Genomic DNA, 18500 nt, shown 5'->3' on the forward strand with positions numbered 1-18500 from the left:
CCAATGGCATTAAGGATAATTAATAAAATTGGCACTAACTCACCATTTTCGGGAAAAGAGGAATCAAGATGTCAGAAATCGTAAAAGTGATTGGTCGCGAAATCATGGACTCGCGTGGTAACCCAACTGTTGAAGCTGATGTACATTTAGCTGATGGTTCATGGGGCCGTGCTGCAGCACCATCTGGTGCATCAACAGGTACTCGCGAAGCGCTTGAATTACGTGATGGTGATAAAGCACGTTACCTAGGTAAAGGTGTTTTAAAAGCAGTAGGCTATATCAATAACGAAATCGCTGAAGCGCTTAAAGGCCAAAACGCAGTTGACCAAAAAGCGGTTGACCAAGTAATGCTTGACTTAGATGGTACTGAAAACAAAGAAAAACTAGGTGCTAACGCTATCTTAGCTGTATCTTTAGCAACGGCTAAAGCGGCTGCTAACTCTAAAGGCGTTGAGCTTTATGAGCACATTGCAGACCTAAACGGCACACCAGGTGTTTACTCAATGCCATTACCTATGATGAACATCATCAATGGTGGTGAGCACGCTGATAACTCTGTTGATATTCAAGAGTTCATGATCCAGCCAGTTGGTGCTACAAACTTCCGTGAAGCGTTACGTATGGGCGCTGAAGTATTCCACAGCTTAGCAAAAGTACTTAAAGCTGAAGGTCACTCTACATCAGTAGGTGATGAAGGTGGTTTTGCTCCTAACCTTGAATCAAACGAAGCGGCACTTGCTGCAATCAAGGTTGCTGTAGCAAATGCAGGTTATGAGCTTGGTAAAGATATCACTCTAGCTCTAGACTGTGCTGCATCTGAGTTCTACGACAAAGAAGCGAATATCTACGACCTTAAAGGCGAAGGTAAAAAATTCACTTCTGAAGAATTCAACCACTTCCTTAAAGGCCTTACTGAGCAATACCCAATTGTTTCAATTGAAGACGGCTTAGATGAGTCGGATTGGGATGGTTTCGCACACCAAACACAACTAATTGGCGACAAAGTACAATTAGTAGGTGACGATCTGTTCGTAACTAACACGAAGATCTTAAAGCGTGGTATTGATAACGGTATTGCTAACTCAATCCTAATCAAATTCAACCAAATCGGTTCATTAACTGAAACGCTTGCTGCTATCAAAATGGCTAAAGACGCTGGCTTCACTGCTGTTATCTCACACCGTTCAGGTGAAACTGAAGATGCGACAATTGCTGATTTAGCAGTAGGTACTGCAGCTGGTCAAATCAAAACGGGTTCATTAAGCCGTTCTGACCGTATTGCTAAGTACAACCAATTACTTCGCATTGAAGAAGTATTAGGTGAGAAAGCACCTTACAACGGTCTTAAAGAGGTTAAAGGTCAGTAATCTGGCTTAGCTCATCAAGACTTTAAAAAACCTCCTTCGGGAGGTTTTTTTATAGCTGAAATTGTTGTTTTAGGATTTCGCCGGTGAAGCTGGTTTTAAGATAAAAGCCGCGAGGTAAAGTTTGTACTATCTGGCCATTCGGGCCAATTGCATCAGTCAGCGCTTTGCTATTGGCAGCTTTTGGCCTTATTTGCATTACATCACCTAAATGACCCGAAATTTCATCTACGCGACCAAGGGCGATTAGCTCCATTTGTTCTTCCCAATCACGCTGTAAAAGGGCATCTTGCTCTGCGCTTGGTTGCCATAAAAAGCCACTGCCTATGGTACGGTGAAAAGGCAGTATCTCGCGTTCGCCTAAAATAGGTAACCACAAAACATGATTCAACTTTTTACGAACCGTACTTTGCTGCCAAGTCATTCCGGTTACATTTAATAGTGGTGTTACCGAAACAAAGGTTGTTTCGAGAGGTTTCCCTTTAAATGAGATAGGTAAGGTTTTTAGCTCAATGCCTAACTCTTCAAAATCAGGTGTTGGTTTTGAACCCGCTGTTGCACCAAGTACATATTCGATAAGTTGCCCGGTCCAGCCTTTTTCACGTAGTAAATCGTCAGGGGTTTTAAACTTACATTGCTCGGCTAGCTGCCCTAGGGTTAGGCCAGCAATAGCATCAACACGTTGCATTAATTCGTTTATAGAAGCGGGTTTTATTGGTCGCATAAGGCGTTTATTTGATTGTCTAATTAACCGTATCATGATAGCAAATGCGTGCCTTAGTGGATATCTTTGTGTTTGGGTGTTTTTTGCGCACGTTAAGGGTGGGCTAAAAATAATCAGTTTTACTTTTCGATGTTTTAGTCTAACCAACTGATATTTAATTGTTTTACTGTTTTTTTATGTTGTTTCTATTTCATTAATTAAACAGTTGTTTGTATAAATACAGATATATAAACATGTTTATCCACAGTTTCTGTGGAGAAAGTGGATGTTTCAACTGTGGATTGTGGATTTGTTTGCGATTTAGGCATGATTTATAAAAGTTATGCACAAGCTGTGGGTAAGGTGATAAAAATACGGTTGTAAATAGTTATTTTAATCAAACAGCACATTTTTATAATAATTACTTCGTAACACCTTGATTAAACATGTTTGTTAAAAAATAATTTTTCAATCTAATTTAGGCTTAGGTGTAAAGTGTTTGCTGTATCGCAGGTTATGTGGAACAATCAATAAAAATCGACTTACAAATGAGGCACTAAGGTGATTGATGCCGAAGGTTTTCGTGCCAATGTCGGAATTGTAATTTGCAATAATCAGGGACAAGTATTTTGGGCTCGTCGCTATGGTCAGCACTCTTGGCAATTTCCCCAAGGTGGTGTTGATGACGGCGAAACAGCAGAGCAAACCATGTACAGAGAATTACACGAAGAAGTGGGCTTGCTTCCTGAAGACGTTGAGATCGTCGCAAGTTCTAAACATTGGTTACGCTATAAATTACCCAAACGTTTAATTCGCAGAGACTCAAGTCCTGTGTGTATTGGGCAAAAACAAAAATGGTTTTTACTGAAACTTCGTTGTAAAGATGAAGATGTAGATTTACTTAAAACTCATCACCCCGAGTTTGATGATTGGCGATGGGTGAGTTATTGGTATCCGGTTAGGCAAGTTGTTTCGTTTAAGCGCGATGTATATCGTCGAGTAATGAAAGAGTTTGCTCCGTTTGCAATGCCGTTTAATAAACGAGAGCAACACAAAGATCATTGGCGACATAAACGATAAGGGCAACCTTATTTAAATCAAAGGAGCAGCATCATGTTAGCCACGCTCAGATCAATTGCTGAGGCAGTGTCGCAACAGGCGGACTTGAATAGTGCGCTGGGGTGTTTTGTGCAAATGGTAAAAGATGCCATGCAAACACAGTGCTGCTCGATTTATTTTGCAGATTATAGCCAAGATAACTTTGTATTGATGGCCACCCAAGGCCTCAACCCAGATGCAGTGGGTAAGTTTCGTATAGGTTTTACCGAAGGCCTCGTGGGTCTTGTTGCTCAGCGTGAAGAGCCTATCAATATTGCTTTTGCTAAGTCTCACCCTCGTTTTAAACTCTCACCTGAAGTTAATGAAGAAGGCTATAACGCATTTTTGTCAGTGCCAGTCGTGCACCAGAAAAAGGTTTTAGGCGTTATTGTTGTTCAACAAAAACTAGCCCGTGTTTTTAGCCCTGACGAGGAATCATTCTTAATTACGCTCTCGGCCCAGCTAGCTTCTCAGTTAGCTCATGCAGAAATAAAAGAAATATTACGCGTCGATGAGTTTTCACACCAAACCTCAGTACTAAAAGGGGTATCAAGTGCACCAGGTATTGCCATAGGTGAAGCCTTTGTGGTGATCCCTAAACTTGACTTTAGTTCTATTGAACTGCAAAAAGACGACGATGTGAGCACCCAGCGTAAGCTATTTACCCAAGCTGTGGCTGCGACGCGTAACGAGTTTAATACCTTATCTATGACTCTGAGCGACTCTATTCCGCAAGAGGCACTGGCTGTATTTGATGTTTATCAGCAGTTACTTGATGCCAAAAGTCTTGGTCAAAATGTTGAAGCGCAATTACAACAAGGCTGGAATGCTAAAAGCGCCCTGAAAATTGTAATTGAGAAATTGGTGACTCAATTCAATGCCATGCAAGATCCTTACATTAAAGAGCGTGCTGTTGATGTTAAAGATATTGGTTTACGGGTTTTACATCACTTAGTTAATACTGAGCATGCGGCAAAACCTTACCCTAAAGACACTATTTTAATTGCCGGTACATTAACTCCCGCAATGCTTGCTGAAGTACCTAAAGGGCATCTTGCTGGGGTTGTGAGTGTTAATGGTGCAGCAAATAGCCATGCTTCAATTTTAACTCGTGCTATGGGGATCCCTGCAATTTGGGGCATTGAAGATGTGCCGTTATTGCAGTTTGAAGGCAAGCAAATGATTTTAGACGCCTATGCAGGGCGTTTATATATTTCTCCTTCACAAATGCTGCAAGAGGAATACAGTCAGCTCAAATATCAAGAAGCCTTATTGAACGACCGTTTTGTAGCAGAGCAAAACCTAGATGCCATCACTAAAGATGGCGAACACATTAGCTTATTACTTAACGCGGGTCTTGAATTAAATACCGAGCATGACAATAAGCCATTTTGCGATGGGGTAGGTCTTTATCGCACCGAAGCCTGGTTTATGCAAAAAGGCCAATTTCCTTCACAGTCAGAACAAGAAAGCTGGTATCGCGAAGTGCTTACTAGTTACCATCCTAATCCTGTGGTGATGCGTACACTCGATATTGGTGGCGATAAAGTTTTAGATTACTTCAATATAACAGAAGAAAATCCATTTTTAGGTTGGCGTGGTATTCGCGTGACCTTAGATCACCCAGAGCTATTTTTAGATCAGCTCAAGGCAATGTTAAAAGCCAATATTGGTTTGGGTAATTTAAAAATCATGCTGCCGATGATCAGCGGCTCAGAAGAAGTGGATGAATCGTTAAAATTGCTCGAACAAGCCTATTTTGAGTTAAGTGAGCAATACCCTGAACAAGCCATTGAGCGCCCTGAAATTGGTGTGATGTTAGAAGTACCTTCAAGTGTATTTATGCTTGAAGAGTGGTCGCAAAAAGTCGATTTTTGCTCTGTAGGTAGCAACGATTTAACCCAGTATATGCTGGCAGTTGATCGCTCTAATGCCCGTGTTGCTGAGCTATTTAACCCTTATCACCCAAGTGTACTTAGAGTGCTGTTAAAAATAGCACAAGAGTGTCAGCAACATGAGTTGCCATTTAGCTTGTGTGGTGAGTTAGGGGGCGACCCCGAAGGAGCGTTACTGCTTATTGCGATGGGGTATCGAAGCTTGAGCATGAACTACGCTTCGATTAGTAAAATTAAGTTCGTGCTTAGGCGATTAAATGTCAGTGATATGGAAAAGTTACTTGCAGAGTGTTTATTACAACCCACTGCAAAACATGTACTTAGGTTAACGCGTAACTTTATGATTGAACATCAACTCGGTGAGCTATTTTACACCCCAAGCCAAGGTCAATCATGAGGGAAAATTGTGTTGTGAAGCACTTATACCCAAGCCACCTCAAGATGTAGAATTCAGCGTTTCACAGGTGCTTAATATCAAGGCGTTACTTTGCAAGAATGGCCATCCCTTTTAAGAAGTAACAACGATGAGAGTAAGTGCCTGTGAAACGCCCAAAGGGTTGGTTTAAAAGCGATTTATACTGCGTTATTGATTTTAACAATAGAACCACTATTACTTGCAATCAATGCCTTGCCTAAATCGCTTTTAATTCCAACTGAAACTCGCATCTTGAGGTGGTTTGGGTATATATATTAGTTTAGTATATGTATATAACAAATTGAATATATGAGTGTGCTATGCATGACGTGATACTTTTAATGGTGTACTGCGCAATTTTGGGCAGCGTGGTTGGATTTTTAGCTGGGTTATTAGGTATTGGTGGCGGTCTGATTATCGTGCCGGTACTTAGTGCGTTATTAGTATCGTTCAATGTTGCCGACCCAAGCCATGTATTAGTCATCGCGATAGCAACCTCGTTAGCATCCATTATTTTTACCTCGACTTCTTCAGCCCTTGCTCATCATCGTAATGCTAACGTGCCTTGGGAAATTGCCCCATGGGTTATGACTGGTGTTGGCCTAGGCGCATTGATCAGTGGCTTTGCTGCAAGCTTTATCCCAGAGCAGCTACTGCGCTTTGTTTTTGCCGGTAGCGTGGTGTTTATCGCGATCAGAATGGTGTTATCGACACGAAAAAAAGCAGCCAGTGAAAAGCCGCTTCCATCAGGGCCTATTCTTGGCTTTTTATGTGCCATAATGGGGGCGCTGTCAGGACTAATTGGTATTGGCGGCGGGGCGCTTATTGTGCCGCTACTGCATTATTTTTCTGTTGATATTAAAAAGGCCATTGGTTGTGCTGCTGCATGTGGTATTGTCATTGCCCTGTTCGGCTCGGTGGGTTACGTATCTGCCGGGTGGCAATTAACATCTTTCAGTGATGGATTTGCCGGATTTGTGTATTTACCTGCGTTAGTCGGGATTGTGGTTACCTCGTCGCTTATTGCGCCAATAGGTGCCAAAGCCACGCATTACTTGCCTGTGGCAACAATAAAAAAAGTATTCGCGCTATTACTTGTCATAATTGCGCTTAAAATGGTGTTTAGTTAAAGGTTTTTATTTTTATGGCTCTTCAATTTCCAGATATCGATCCGGTTATTTTTTCGGTAGGCCCGCTCAGCGTACGTTGGTACGGTTTAATGTATTTAATTGGTTTTGCTTTGGCGATGTGGCTTGCTAATCGTCAAGCAGAAAAACCAAACTCAGGTTGGACAAAAGAACAAGTTAGTGACTTATTATTTTACGGCATGCTCGGGGTAATACTCGGTGGTCGTATTGGCTATGTATTGTTTTATCAGTTTAGTTATTTTATTGAAAACCCGCTTTATTTATTCAGAATTGACCAAGGCGGCATGTCTTTCCATGGTGGTACGCTAGGTGTTATTACAGCAATAGCTATATTTGCCTGGACACGTAAAAAATCATTATTTGAAGTGGGCGATTTTGTGGTGCCACTGGTGCCGCTTGGTTTGTTAGCAGGGCGTATTGGTAACTTTATTAATGGCGAGTTATGGGGCCGAGTGACTGATGTACCTTGGGCGTTTATTTTCCCATCAGGTGGCCCAGAGCCTCGTCATCCATCACAATTATACGAAGCCTTTTTAGAAGGTTTGGTGCTGTTCTTAATATTACAATGGTTTATCAAAAAGCCTCGCCCAGCGGGAAGTGTTGCTGGGGTGTTCTTACTTGGCTATGGCGTGTTTAGATTTATTGTTGAATATTTCCGTGAACCAGATGCTCATTTAGGTTTATTCGCAGGCTTTATCTCGATGGGGCAAATACTGTCATTGCCGATGGTAATTGGTGGCCTTGGTTTGTTAATATGGGCCTATAAAAAGCCGCAACACAGCGTGGCAAGCAAAGCATAACAAGAGCAAATCAATGAAACAGTATTTAGATTTATGTCAGCGTATTGTTGACGAAGGTGTGTGGGTTGAGAACAAACGCACAGGTACCAAGTGTTTAACCGTTATTAATGCCGATCTTGAATATGATGTGGCAAATAATAAGTTTCCGCTAATAACAACGCGCAAGAGCTTTTACAAAGCGGCGATAGCGGAGTTACTTGGTTATTTACGTGGTTACGACAGCGCTGCACAGTTTCGTGATATCGGCTGTATGACTTGGAATGCTAACGCAAACGAAAACAAAGCTTGGCTAGAAAACCCACATCGCCGTGGTGAAGATGATATGGGTCGAGTGTATGGTGTGCAAGGCCGCAGTTGGCAACGTCCGGATGGCAGCCACCTTGATCAACTTAAAAAAGTTATCGATAACTTATCAAAAGGGATTGATGATCGCGGTGAAATCGTCACATTTTATAACCCAGGTGAGTTTGAGTTAGGCTGTTTACGCCCTTGTATGCACACGCACACCTTTTCTTTGTTGGGCGATACTCTATACTTAACATCATACCAACGTAGCTGCGATGTGCCTCTGGGTTTGAACTTTAATCAAATTCAATGTTTTGTGTTACTTGCTTTAGTTGCACAAATCACCGGCCACAAACCGGGTAAGGCGTATCATAAAATAGCGAATGCGCATATTTATGAAAACCAACTTGAGTTGATGCGTGATGTGCAGCTTAAGCGTGAGCCATTCGCGTCGCCAGAATTAAAAATAAACCCAAATATTAAATCATTAGAAGACATTGAAACCTGGGTTACAAAAGACGATTTTGAAGTAGTAGGTTATCAGTGTCACGATGCAATTAAGTATCCGTTTTCAGTTTAAGAACAATAAAATTTAAGGAGAAATCAATGAAAGCAGTGATCCCAGTTGCTGGTCTTGGCACGCGTATGTTACCTGCAACAAAAGCAATCCCTAAAGAAATGCTTCCTATTGTTGACCGCCCGTTGATTCAGTACGTTGTGAATGAAGCAATTTCAGCAGGAATTAAAGAAATTGTTTTAGTAACGCATTCAAGTAAAAACTCAATTGAAAACCACTTTGATACCAGTTTTGAGTTAGAAGCAACGCTTGAAAAGCGTGTTAAACGTCAGTTACTCGCAGAAGTACAATCAATCTGCCCGAAAGATGTAACAATTATTCATGTTCGCCAAGGTGAAGCGAAAGGCCTTGGTCATGCGATTAACTGTGCTGCACCTATCATAGGTGATGAACCGTTTGTTGTTATCTTACCGGATGTGATCATCGATGATGTAGCAAGCGACCTTAAAAAAGATAACTTAGCTGAAATGATCCAGCGTTTTGAAACCACCGGCGAGAGCCAAATTATGGTTGAGCCTGTGCCGCAAAACGAAGTAGACAAGTTCGGTGTTGTCGACTTAGGTGATGTAAAAATCAATCAAGGTGAAAGCGCAGCTATTTTAAATATGGTTGAAAAGCCTCCAGTTGATCAAGCTCCATCAAATCTTGCTGTTGTGGGTCGCTATGTATTGAGCAAAAATATTTGGCCATTACTTGCAAAAACCCCAGCCGGTGCAGGCGATGAAATCCAATTAACAGATGCCATTGCCATGCTCATGGAAAAAGAGATTGTTGATGCTTACTCAATGAAAGGTAAAAGCCATGACTGCGGTAGCAAAATTGGTTATTTAAAAGCCATAGTTGAGTTTGCACTGCGTCGTGATGAATTCAAAGGTGAGCTTACAGACTTCATAAAGTCGCTGGTTAAATAAGCAATTCAAATTACTTAGTTGAAAATTATGTAAAAAAAGTGTCTATATGGCACTTTTTTGTTATTTACATGTCCCTCCCAATTGTCGATTATTACCCAATAAAGGATTTTTCTGATATACCTAAGTCTTAACGCATTGTTAAGATTAAAGATCAGTGAGATGCTTATTTACCCCTGTAGGATAGTTAAACTCAGCTATACTTATAAAAATACCTATGTAAAGACGGATTTTTATTGCTTTAGGTTGTCTAATATGAAAACTTAAGTATTAGGGTGTCATTAAGTTTTTATTGCAGTTAGTTAAGCACTGTACTGAAAATATTATAATAACAAATAATGTGTTAGAGTTTTCTTATGCAATGTCGTAAATCACTTTTATGGTTTTTGTATAGGTAAGTGCTAACAGATAGACTTCTTTAAAAAGAAGCAAATTTTTAATGGTACGTTTAAGAATCCTACTTATGAAATATTGCTCAAAACCTTTGCGTTACAGTATATACCTGTTGGTGTTATTGACTGTGTCTGGTTGCAGTAATAAGGCATTTCCTGATATCTCTTTTAACAAGCTTCCTGTTTTCAATGTTGTTCAGTACCTTAGTGATGTAACGCTAATGCAAAACTCATTTTTGTTGGCGCAAACCCAAAGTGAACCTGTCAGTACAGTGCTAGAACAGGCTGATACTTCTCAAGCACTATCAAGCGACTCTAAAGACTCTGTTAAACCTGACTATGCATTTGCTTTGCAATTAGCGTCTGTTAATACGGAACAAGGTCTTGCTTATACATTAAAGAAAATGGCTAAACGAGCACCCAGTATTTTTCAAGGAAAGCCGATACTTAATGTTGAAGTCGCTGATGTAAATGAGCATACCTACTATCGACTTAAGTTTGGTGGCTATAAGTATTTGAAAAACGCGAAAGCTGATTGTGAAGCGATTAAACGACAAGGCATTGATTGCTGGGTAAGTAACTACACTGACAACCGAATTTATTTTTAGCGTCAAATGTTCACTCTAAAGGTGGCATTTTTATTGCTAAGATTTAAGTCTGTTTTTTAGAATTGACGTCACCATGCATTTTTCTATTTTTTCTAAATATCTACTGATAACCATCAGCTTAACTGCTCTAACAGCATGTATGATGAGCCAAGAGCAAGCCCAGCCAGCTTACACTGAGCAGCAAGTACAGCAATTTGCTGCCGAGTGGCAAAATAAACAACCTAGTATTGAACGTCTTGCGTTGATGGAAAAAGACCTTGCGTTGTTAATCGAAGTGCTTTCAGCCAATAGCGATTTAACCGCACAACCATCACAATTTGAGCCACAAAATGATGTGATTATTCATCAAAGCGAACAAACGCAAGTACAGCAAACATCATCCACAGACTCACTTGAGGCGATTATTGCAGCAAACAAAGCGGCTGAAGCGGGTGTGCAATTAGGTTTATATTTAACGCCGAAAAAAGTTAGTTATCAGGTCTTAAAGCTCAAACGTGATTATCCTGCTGTTTTAAATGGCCTTGATTTTCGTTTTAAAACACGAGAGCAAAAAGGCGTAACCGTGTATGGGTTAAGGGCCGGTCCATTTGCAAATTATACTCAGGCTACTGCATTTTGTGAGATAGCCAAAAGAATGGGGCAAACCTGTGTGACGGCACCATTTATTGGAGAGATGCTTTAAGCATCTTTCCTCTTAAAAATTAGGTAATTAATCTTAAAGTATTTGTTCTAGAGGTCGATAAAGCTTAAGATACAGAAAAATGGCTTAGCCATTTAATTATAAGGACTTAATATGAAATTACCTCTTTCTTTACTTTCTCTTAGTGTTATTTTCGCCTCATCAACTGCCTTTTCTGCTACTGAAACTTTTCGTGCTGAAGTTACAGTTCAAAACACTGTTGTTTTGACCAAAGATAGTGACCTTAATTTTGGGACTATTCGTGCTGTTGCAGACCCATCTGGAACCGATCGAGCAAGGCTTACAGTTAATGCGACTCCAAATGCTAGTCCAATTTCAGTAAGTAGCAATAATACAGAAAACGCTTTATTTGCTGTCATTGAAGATGGCGAGCCTGCGGCGTTTACTGTGTCTGAAGCTGTTCCAAATGCTATTTTATCGATTACTGAGCCTACTCAGACTCAGTTAGAATTTGAAGATGGACAAGATACTGACCGTCCTGACTTTGAAATTGGTAATTGGTTATTCGTTATTACTAGCGGGCCAAACGCAAATGCGAACTACAATTCTGGTACACCTAACTTACAGGTTGCGCAAGACGGTACTGTGTCATTCAATATTGGCGCAAGCTTAGATACATCAGATCGTACTACCACAAAGCCATATGCTGATGGTGTTTATGCGGGGACTTTTCAAATCGAAGTCGCTTATTAATTATTTTAGGTAATTTTTATGCGCTTTTTGCTATTGGCCACTGTGCTATTTTCTGTTTTCTCTTTGCCTCTACAAGCAGCGAGCACAGAGCAACAAGCGCTTGATTTTGGCACTCTTGTTATTTTAGCTAATACAAATACCAGCTCTGTAATTGTCAAAGATGATGGCAGTATCAATACTCAGGGCTCAGTTTATGTACTTGAAAATGGCCACCCAGCAGAATTATTACTTACTGACTTTCCTGCCAGAACCCAACTAACTATGAATCTAGTTGCTCCAGTTGACTTAATACATGATGTAGATGGCAACACGAGTGCTGAGTTTTCTGTGCGCCTTAATGGTTTTCCTAAATATGTGATCACCAATGAGTTTGGTGAGGCAAAAGTATTTATTGGCGGTATTTTAACAACAGATCGTAGCGCTAAAGCATACGCAGATGGTCATTACTCTTCTTCAACTTATTTAGAAATATCGGTCGATTACTAAGGATAGATATGTTCGCAAAACGTCTTTTATGTGGACTCTTTTTTGTTTTATTCAGTCAATATGCAACAGCAAATTTACTTATTTCACCAACGCGGGTTTCATTTGATGAGCGCCAACGTAGCGCAAAAGTCACCGTCATTAATAGCTCAGATGAATATAGAACATATCGCGTGGTATGGAGCGAAAAATTAGCGCTCCCCGCAGGTGGTTACCAAACATTGAGTGAGCCTGTAGCAAGGAGCCTTTCACCAATGACGCGTTTATCCCCAAAGCAAATTCGCTTAGCACCGGGCGAAAGGCAAACGATTAAAATAGCAATTAGAAAGCCTAAGAATTTGGCTAAAGGGGAGTATCGTTCTCACTTATTGTTTCAAGCATTACCCAATGAAGTGAAAAGCACTAAACCAGGTATTAAAGTGAACATGATAATGAGTTTTAGTATTCCAGTTGTATATCGTGAGCAAGGCGAACAACCGAATGTTAAAATTAGGGACGTTAAGCTGGTTGAAGACTCTATTAATAAAAAACTTAGTCTTGCAGTTAAGTTAACCGAAAGCCAAGGCTTTAGTAGTTATGGGAGGCTCAGTGCGTATGCAACTAATACAGCGGGTAAACAAGAGAAAATCGCTGAAATTGGTAACTTGAGTTTGTACCCTGAAGTCAATGAAACAACAGCTTACCTAGCTCTATTTACCGATAAAAAACTACCGAAGAAAGGGCCTATTGAGATTAAATATGAAGGTGCTGATGAGTATGAAGGTATAGTTTTTGACTCATATTCATTTGCTATTCGACATTAGGGATTAATGCGAAAAAACTTATGAATCGCTTATTTGCGTTAGGGCTTATGCTATTAAGCCCTATTAGCTTTGCTAATTCGACTGTGAGTACAGAGGATGTACTAGCTAGACTCAATGCCATAAAGGCTAAGCTAAATGGCGAACAGCTTCATGCTCCACAATCAAAGCATACACCTGCTGTCAATCATTCTGCAGACACCTTAGACACCCAGCAGCGAATTGCGACTGGGGAGTTTTTGCTATTTTCAATTTATTTAAATGAAAATTACCTCGGTGAGATTTTTGCCCTTAAGTCTGATCAAGACATATTGCTGGGGCTTTCAGGGCTAGTTGATATCTTACAATTAGCAATCAATGTCGATTTATCAGCCGAGAGTGCAGAAGGTTGGTTCATCAACGCTAATAAAACCTTTCAATTAACAGCTCAAAAAGAGCTGATTACAGATAACAAAAAGTGGCAGCTTACTGAGCAACAAATTAGTGTTGACGATGATATTTATATTGAGGCAGCAGTACTTGCAGAGGCTTTAGAATTTAAGCACCGCTCTGACTACGCAAGCTTAGAGCTACATATTGAAACTGAGTCTGTTTATCCGGTTGTCGCCCAAGCGCAGCGTCATAAAAAACAACTGCAAAGCTATAGTACTCAAAAACAAGCAACCTTACCTTGGAAACCAAGCCCATATCAGGCCTTATCTGTCCCTGTGGCTGACTTACAATTGAATTACACCCAAGATAATGATGGCAGTCAGGCAAGTTACTCATTACTTGGCTCGCAAGATTTTGCATATTTAACGATGGAATACTTTTTATCGGGTCGTGAAAGTGATTTATTGAATAACTCAAGGCTAACTTTCTCCAAGCAAGATGTGAATAATCAATTGTTAGGTCCACTTGCTGCAAGTCTTATTGAAGTAGGTGATGTCACAGCTACGCAAGTTGGCAGCCGTTATAACAACCAATACGGTCGCGGGGTTAAAATTTCGAATTATCAACTAGGGCAAGCTATTGATAATAATCGGGTGAATCTAACTGGTGCAGTACAGCCAGGTTGGGATGTTGAATTATATCGTAATGGCATTTTAATTGATCAGCAGCTGAGCTTGACTGATGGTCGCTATGTTTTTGCTGATATTGATTTACTGTTTGGTGAAAACAGCTTTGAGTTGATCTTTTATGGCCCACAAGGACAAGTAGAGCGAAAAACTGAATATTACTACATTGATGGCACGCAGCTTGAGCAAGGGGAAGCTGTTTATGAGCTATCTGTTTCAGAGCAAGGTGAGCAGTTACTTGGCAGCAGTAACTACAGTGCCAACAAGGGCTGGGTTGCTGCAGGGCGATACCAATATGGTGTGAGTGATAACATTGCCATGTATTCAGGCTTCATGGCGCAAAAACGAGAGCAAGATGAGCTATATCATGTTGCTCTAGGAACGAACCTTAGCTTGTTAGACAGGTTTTTGGTTAATCTGGAATATGAAGAAAACAATCAACAACAAAGAGAATTTGAATTAACAACAAGAACTAAATTGGCTGATCAGTCTTTGCTATTCAGCGCAACGAACCGTACTGATAATCAGAATGGTCGAGATATAACGCTGAAAAGCTATCAGTTTGATATGTCTGGTGAGCTGATGAAAAATGATTTTGGGCGGCTTAATTATCAGAACAACTTTCTGATTCAACATGCACAAAGTGGTGATTTAAAGCAAATTTATAACCGTTTAAATTACAGCTATGCAAACGTCTCTATAAATAATTTATTGCAGTGGCAAGACTTAAGTGTTGGGCAAGAAAGTGTTGATGGTACGACGCGTTTACAAACACGCCTAGGTAGAGTGTATAGTCGATTTGGGGTTAATTATCGACTCTCTCCGGTTAGTGAAATAGTGAGTTATGAAGCTGAGTTTAGCAGAAGTTTAGGCCCAAGCTTACAAACAGAACTAACTTTAAGGGATTCTCTAGATTACGATGTTCAGTCTGCCGAATTAGGATTAACGTGGCAAAATGACAGGATTAACTTAAGCAGTAATGTTAATTACGACAGCAATGATCAATGGCAGATTCGCTTAAATAGTCGATTTAGTTTTGGCTTTGATAGTCAATATAATCAGCCATTTATGAGTAATCGAACATTGACCAATACTGGTAGTTTGATGGTTAATGTGTTTTTAGATGAAAATGATAATGGCCTTAAAGACTACAATGAAAAAGGCTTGGCGGGTGTTAAAGTAAAAGGCTTACAAAATTATCGCCAAGCTATTACCGATGAACAAGGTATTGCGATTCTTTCAGCTATGCCAGCTAATCGCACAACAGATATAGTGCTAGATCGTGACAGTTTTTCTGACCCTTTTATGATCCCCGCCCACGATGGTTTCTCCATAACACCACGAGCAGGTTTTGTTGAGTACATGGATTACCCAGTAAATAATGCCAGCGAAATAGAAGGTACTGTTTATCAGCAAACAGAGCAAGGCTCTAATGTTCAACCTTATGCCCAAATTACTTTAGTGGATGAACAAGGTAATGATGTAGCTACTACGCAAGCGGCTTATGATGGCTATTACTTGTTTACTGATATTAAACCCGGTAAGTATAAAGCGGTTGTTGATAAGCAATACCAAGAGCAAAAATCACTGACCAGTGCTCAAACACACAAAATACAATTATCGCCTAAAGGTGATGTGCTGGTGGGGGTTGATATTACTTTGCGACCACTCGAAAAGCGCCAAGGATATATAGCGAGTATTGGCAAGTTTAATTCACTGAAAATTTTAAAGGTGTATTACTCATTGGTGAAACAGCGTTTGTTACAGCAAGGGTTACATAACGCTTTTTATATACACGATAAAGCAAATGCACACTACACGCTTGCGATAGGCTTTGACCCACAGTCTGCAAACGAGCTTGAGCATCAATGTGTGCGGCTAATATCACAAGCAATTAAATGCCATGTAACAGAACAGCATGTTCAACACTAGCAAGGAGCAAATTATGGTTTTTACTACTTTTCAAAATCTGAAGAAAGTATGGTTAGTCTTACTGGTTACTCCTATCATTGGTTGCCAAAGCATGTCAGAGCCACAAGTGAGTGAAGAAAACTTAGTAAAAATTAGCCAGCAAGAGCTTATAGAGCTGAGGCAGTCGCATCAACAATTCCAAGCGATGAAGCCAGAGCTTGAGCGCTTGCTGACAATAGAAAGTGAATTAACCTTACTCACTGAACAACTTACTTTGCTAAATGCGCAGCAAACTGAGCCTGAAAAGACTAAAAAGTCATCCGTAACCGCACCTCAGTTTATAGCTGAGCCTACAGCCAAATTTGCACTACAACTTGCTTCCGTAACAGAATTACCTCGACTAACAGCTCGCCTTGCTGAAATTAAAAAACAAGCGCCGGCGCTATTTAATGGCCAGTTTATTGCTAATGTAGAGTCAGTAACAGTGAATGGCAGCACTTTTCATCGTTTGAAAATTGGTGCATATCAACAAAAGCAGCAAGCAGCTAATGATTGTAAAAAGTTAGCATCATTCGGGGTGGCATGCTTGGTATCACATTATGTACAGAATCCGCTTGATTTATCCCATCAACAATAATACTTAGGCATAATTATTGCTTTGTACTTACTAAGTTTAGTGAGGATGGCAATTATGCGCCTGTTATTTTATTCAGTTTTTTTAGTGTTGGTGGGTTGTAGCTTAACTGAAGAGCCACAAAAAACGCCCCCTAGAGAAACCCCAAAATCGCCGATGGCACCTTATACGGTGCATCAATACGTTGCTGATTTAAGTAGTCAGCTGAGCCGTATTCAAGGCCCTTACAAAGGCAATGCACGTATTGCTGTGACCAGTTTTTATATGGCTGATGGCTTAGGTACTGATTTAGCTGAAGATCAGGGCAGTGGCTTGAGTCAGCAAATTCAAGAAAGTTTATTAACGCAATTTACTCAGCTTGGTTTTCATACCATTGAGTATCGATTAGAAAATACTTTAAATTTGCAGCAATCGGCCGATAGTGTACTTAGTCGTGATGTAAATACCTTACGTCAACGTCAGAATATTGACTTTGTTATTACCGGCACACTGACGCGGCAACAACATGCCTACATAGTTAACGCCCGATTGGTAAATACCAAAGATCTGCGAATAGTATCAGCAGCAAGCACTGAGATCCCTATCAATGTAATGTGGGGCGCTGAAAAAGTTCAGCAACGTGATGGCCAGTTGTATCGAAGCGAATATTAAGAGGAACTCATTTAATGAAACGTTTAATTTTAACTTTATGTTTGCCGTTTGGCTTTGGTTGCTCGTCAATGTTAACTGGTGATGCAACACAACACGAAAATGATCCTCAGTTAGCTGCGCAAAGAGAAGTCGCCGCGCCACATAGTAACGACAGTGTGTTTCAAACCAATCAGGCGGTGATGAATAATAGCACCTTTACAGCAGCACCAACGCGTAAAAATATTAATCACTATGTGCGTGGCATCATGCAGGATCTTGTTGAAAACTTGCAATATGTTAGTGATAGCACGCCGGTTGCTGTTTCAAGCTTCATATACCTTGATGCAGATTACAACTCAACGAATCTGCTAGGTAATCAAATTGCCGAAAGCTTCATTCATGAACTTCATGCGTTTGGTGTGCCTGTCATTGATTTTAAAACCACGGATTATATGCGTGTTACGCCAAGTGGTGATTATGTTTTCAGTCGTGATTATTTAGAGCTTAGCCAAGACCAAAACTTCAATTATGTATTGGCAGGTACTTTGGTTAATCATCAAAGTGGTGTGCTCGTGAATGCACGTATTGTTGGTTTAGCAAGCAAAGCAGTTGTAGGGTCAGCGCAAGGTTTTATCCCGCAATCAGTGGTTGATGCCCTTGATAGTACCAACCGCAGTGATGGTATTACACTAAAACAAGCAAGTGAGTAAGCTATGAAAGGTTTTATCTTAGCATCGTTAACGCTCGCACTATCTGGCTGCCAATTGCTGCCGGAGCAATCAGCAGAGCCGCAAAATACAGCTCAAAATGTACCTGCATCAGCAAATACTCAAGTCGATTACGTTGCTATGCTACAAGCGCTTGAACAAAATGATATGCAGCAGGATAACGCTAACCATCGTTTATTTGTGCCTTATCAACATCATAAAACCGTTGTTAATTATGTCGAGCAAATGGCCCTTGAGTTAGTGGATACCATGCAACAAGAAAGCGAGTTAGGAATAGCCATAACTAGCTTTGTTGATTTAGATGCGAGCCTAAAAAATAGCTCTCAACTTGGTAATCAACTCTCTGAAACAATGATGCATCAGCTGCAAAAATTTGGCTTTGGCGTTGTTGATTTTAAAGCGATGGATATCATTAGTGTGACATCACGTGGTGATTTTGTGATGTCGCGAGATGTAGAAGAGTTAGCCGAGCGTCGCATCGCGAGCCATGTACTTACAGGCACGCTGATATACCGCCCAAATGGTGTTGAAGTGAATGCTCGAGTAATTAATTTAAACTCAAAGCTGGTTATTGCCAGCGCACAAAAAGTGATCCCATATTTTGTGTTAAAAAATGAGTCAATCAAATCAGCAACGGCTAGCGTTAACTAGCCTCATTATTTTGCCAATC

General features: G+C 40.4%; 18 protein-coding genes. 17 read left to right on the plus strand and 1 reads right to left on the minus strand.

Going from position 1 to position 18500, the window contains the following annotated elements; translation table 11 throughout:
• Positions 1-68 precede the first annotated feature (68 nt).
• Entirely contained in the window at positions 69-1367 is a 1299-nt protein-coding gene (eno, locus tag VRK28_RS12550; protein WP_062566760.1) for a phosphopyruvate hydratase, read from the plus strand.
• Positions 1368-1416: 49 nt separating this feature from the next.
• On the opposite strand, the gene mutH is transcribed toward eno, so the two are convergent.
• Complete coding sequence (gene mutH, locus VRK28_RS12555) at positions 1417-2088, minus strand: DNA mismatch repair endonuclease MutH (RefSeq protein ID WP_062566974.1); 672 nt, start codon at positions 2086-2088, stop codon at positions 1417-1419.
• A gap of 540 nt (positions 2089-2628) precedes the next feature.
• Between mutH and rppH the strand changes: the two genes are divergently transcribed.
• The 16 genes from rppH to VRK28_RS12635 all read left to right on the plus strand — a co-directional run bounded on the left by rppH (position 2629) and on the right by VRK28_RS12635 (position 18481).
• Positions 2629-3147 (plus strand): RNA pyrophosphohydrolase, encoded by a 519-nt coding sequence (gene rppH, locus VRK28_RS12560; RefSeq protein ID WP_054562240.1) that lies wholly within the window; start codon positions 2629-2631, stop codon positions 3145-3147.
• Positions 3148-3180: 33 nt separating this feature from the next.
• Positions 3181-5457, plus strand: a complete 2277-nt coding sequence (gene ptsP, locus VRK28_RS12565; RefSeq protein WP_062566761.1) for a phosphoenolpyruvate--protein phosphotransferase — start codon at positions 3181-3183, stop codon at positions 5455-5457.
• Positions 5458-5795: 338 nt separating this feature from the next.
• Positions 5796-6605: a sulfite exporter TauE/SafE family protein gene (locus VRK28_RS12570; protein WP_062566762.1), complete on the plus strand. Its 810-nt coding sequence runs from the start codon at positions 5796-5798 to the stop codon at positions 6603-6605.
• A gap of 14 nt (positions 6606-6619) precedes the next feature.
• Complete coding sequence (lgt, locus tag VRK28_RS12575; RefSeq protein ID WP_054562237.1) at positions 6620-7423, plus strand: prolipoprotein diacylglyceryl transferase; 804 nt, start codon at positions 6620-6622, stop codon at positions 7421-7423.
• Positions 7424-7436: 13 nt separating this feature from the next.
• Positions 7437-8288 (plus strand): thymidylate synthase, encoded by an 852-nt coding sequence (locus tag VRK28_RS12580; protein WP_054562236.1) that lies wholly within the window; start codon positions 7437-7439, stop codon positions 8286-8288.
• Between the two features lie 26 nt (positions 8289-8314).
• Positions 8315-9196 carry a UTP--glucose-1-phosphate uridylyltransferase GalU gene (gene galU, locus VRK28_RS12585; RefSeq protein ID WP_054562235.1) on the plus strand — a complete coding sequence of 294 codons (882 nt, stop codon included), beginning with the start codon at positions 8315-8317 and terminating at the stop codon, positions 9194-9196.
• 460 nt (positions 9197-9656) lie between these two features.
• A complete protein-coding gene (locus VRK28_RS12590; protein ID WP_062566763.1) occupies positions 9657-10193 on the plus strand; it encodes an SPOR domain-containing protein in 537 nt (178 codons plus the stop codon).
• Between the two features lie 73 nt (positions 10194-10266).
• The gene (locus tag VRK28_RS12595) at positions 10267-10875 is read left to right on the plus strand and encodes an SPOR domain-containing protein (protein WP_130166610.1); all 609 of its coding nucleotides are present in this window, start codon (positions 10267-10269) and stop codon (positions 10873-10875) included.
• 111 nt (positions 10876-10986) lie between these two features.
• Positions 10987-11586 carry a DUF4402 domain-containing protein gene (locus VRK28_RS12600; protein ID WP_062566765.1) on the plus strand — a complete coding sequence of 200 codons (600 nt, stop codon included), beginning with the start codon at positions 10987-10989 and terminating at the stop codon, positions 11584-11586.
• An 18-nt stretch (positions 11587-11604) separates the two neighbouring features.
• Positions 11605-12072 (plus strand): DUF4402 domain-containing protein, encoded by a 468-nt coding sequence (locus VRK28_RS12605; RefSeq protein ID WP_062566766.1) that lies wholly within the window; start codon positions 11605-11607, stop codon positions 12070-12072.
• An 8-nt stretch (positions 12073-12080) separates the two neighbouring features.
• Positions 12081-12872 (plus strand): fimbrial biogenesis chaperone, encoded by a 792-nt coding sequence (locus VRK28_RS12610; protein ID WP_062566767.1) that lies wholly within the window; start codon positions 12081-12083, stop codon positions 12870-12872.
• 20 nt (positions 12873-12892) lie between these two features.
• Positions 12893-15859: an MSCRAMM family adhesin SdrC gene (locus tag VRK28_RS12615; protein WP_253108989.1), complete on the plus strand. Its 2967-nt coding sequence runs from the start codon at positions 12893-12895 to the stop codon at positions 15857-15859.
• Positions 15860-15872: 13 nt separating this feature from the next.
• Entirely contained in the window at positions 15873-16475 is a 603-nt protein-coding gene (locus VRK28_RS12620; protein WP_062566769.1) for an SPOR domain-containing protein, read from the plus strand.
• Positions 16476-16529: 54 nt separating this feature from the next.
• On the plus strand, positions 16530-17123 hold the full coding sequence (locus VRK28_RS12625; protein ID WP_055020737.1) for a FlgO family outer membrane protein: 594 nt from the start codon (positions 16530-16532) through the stop codon (positions 17121-17123).
• 14 nt (positions 17124-17137) lie between these two features.
• Positions 17138-17812, plus strand: a complete 675-nt coding sequence (locus tag VRK28_RS12630) for a FlgO family outer membrane protein (protein ID WP_062566770.1) — start codon at positions 17138-17140, stop codon at positions 17810-17812.
• A 3-nt stretch (positions 17813-17815) separates the two neighbouring features.
• Positions 17816-18481, plus strand: a complete 666-nt coding sequence (locus VRK28_RS12635; RefSeq protein WP_062566771.1) for a FlgO family outer membrane protein — start codon at positions 17816-17818, stop codon at positions 18479-18481.
• Positions 18482-18500: the final 19 nt, after the last annotated feature.

Origin of the sequence: Pseudoalteromonas sp. P80D2, assembly GCF_036680945.1 — a bacterium.
GTDB classification, from domain to species: domain Bacteria; phylum Pseudomonadota; class Gammaproteobacteria; order Enterobacterales; family Alteromonadaceae; genus Pseudoalteromonas; species Pseudoalteromonas shioyasakiensis.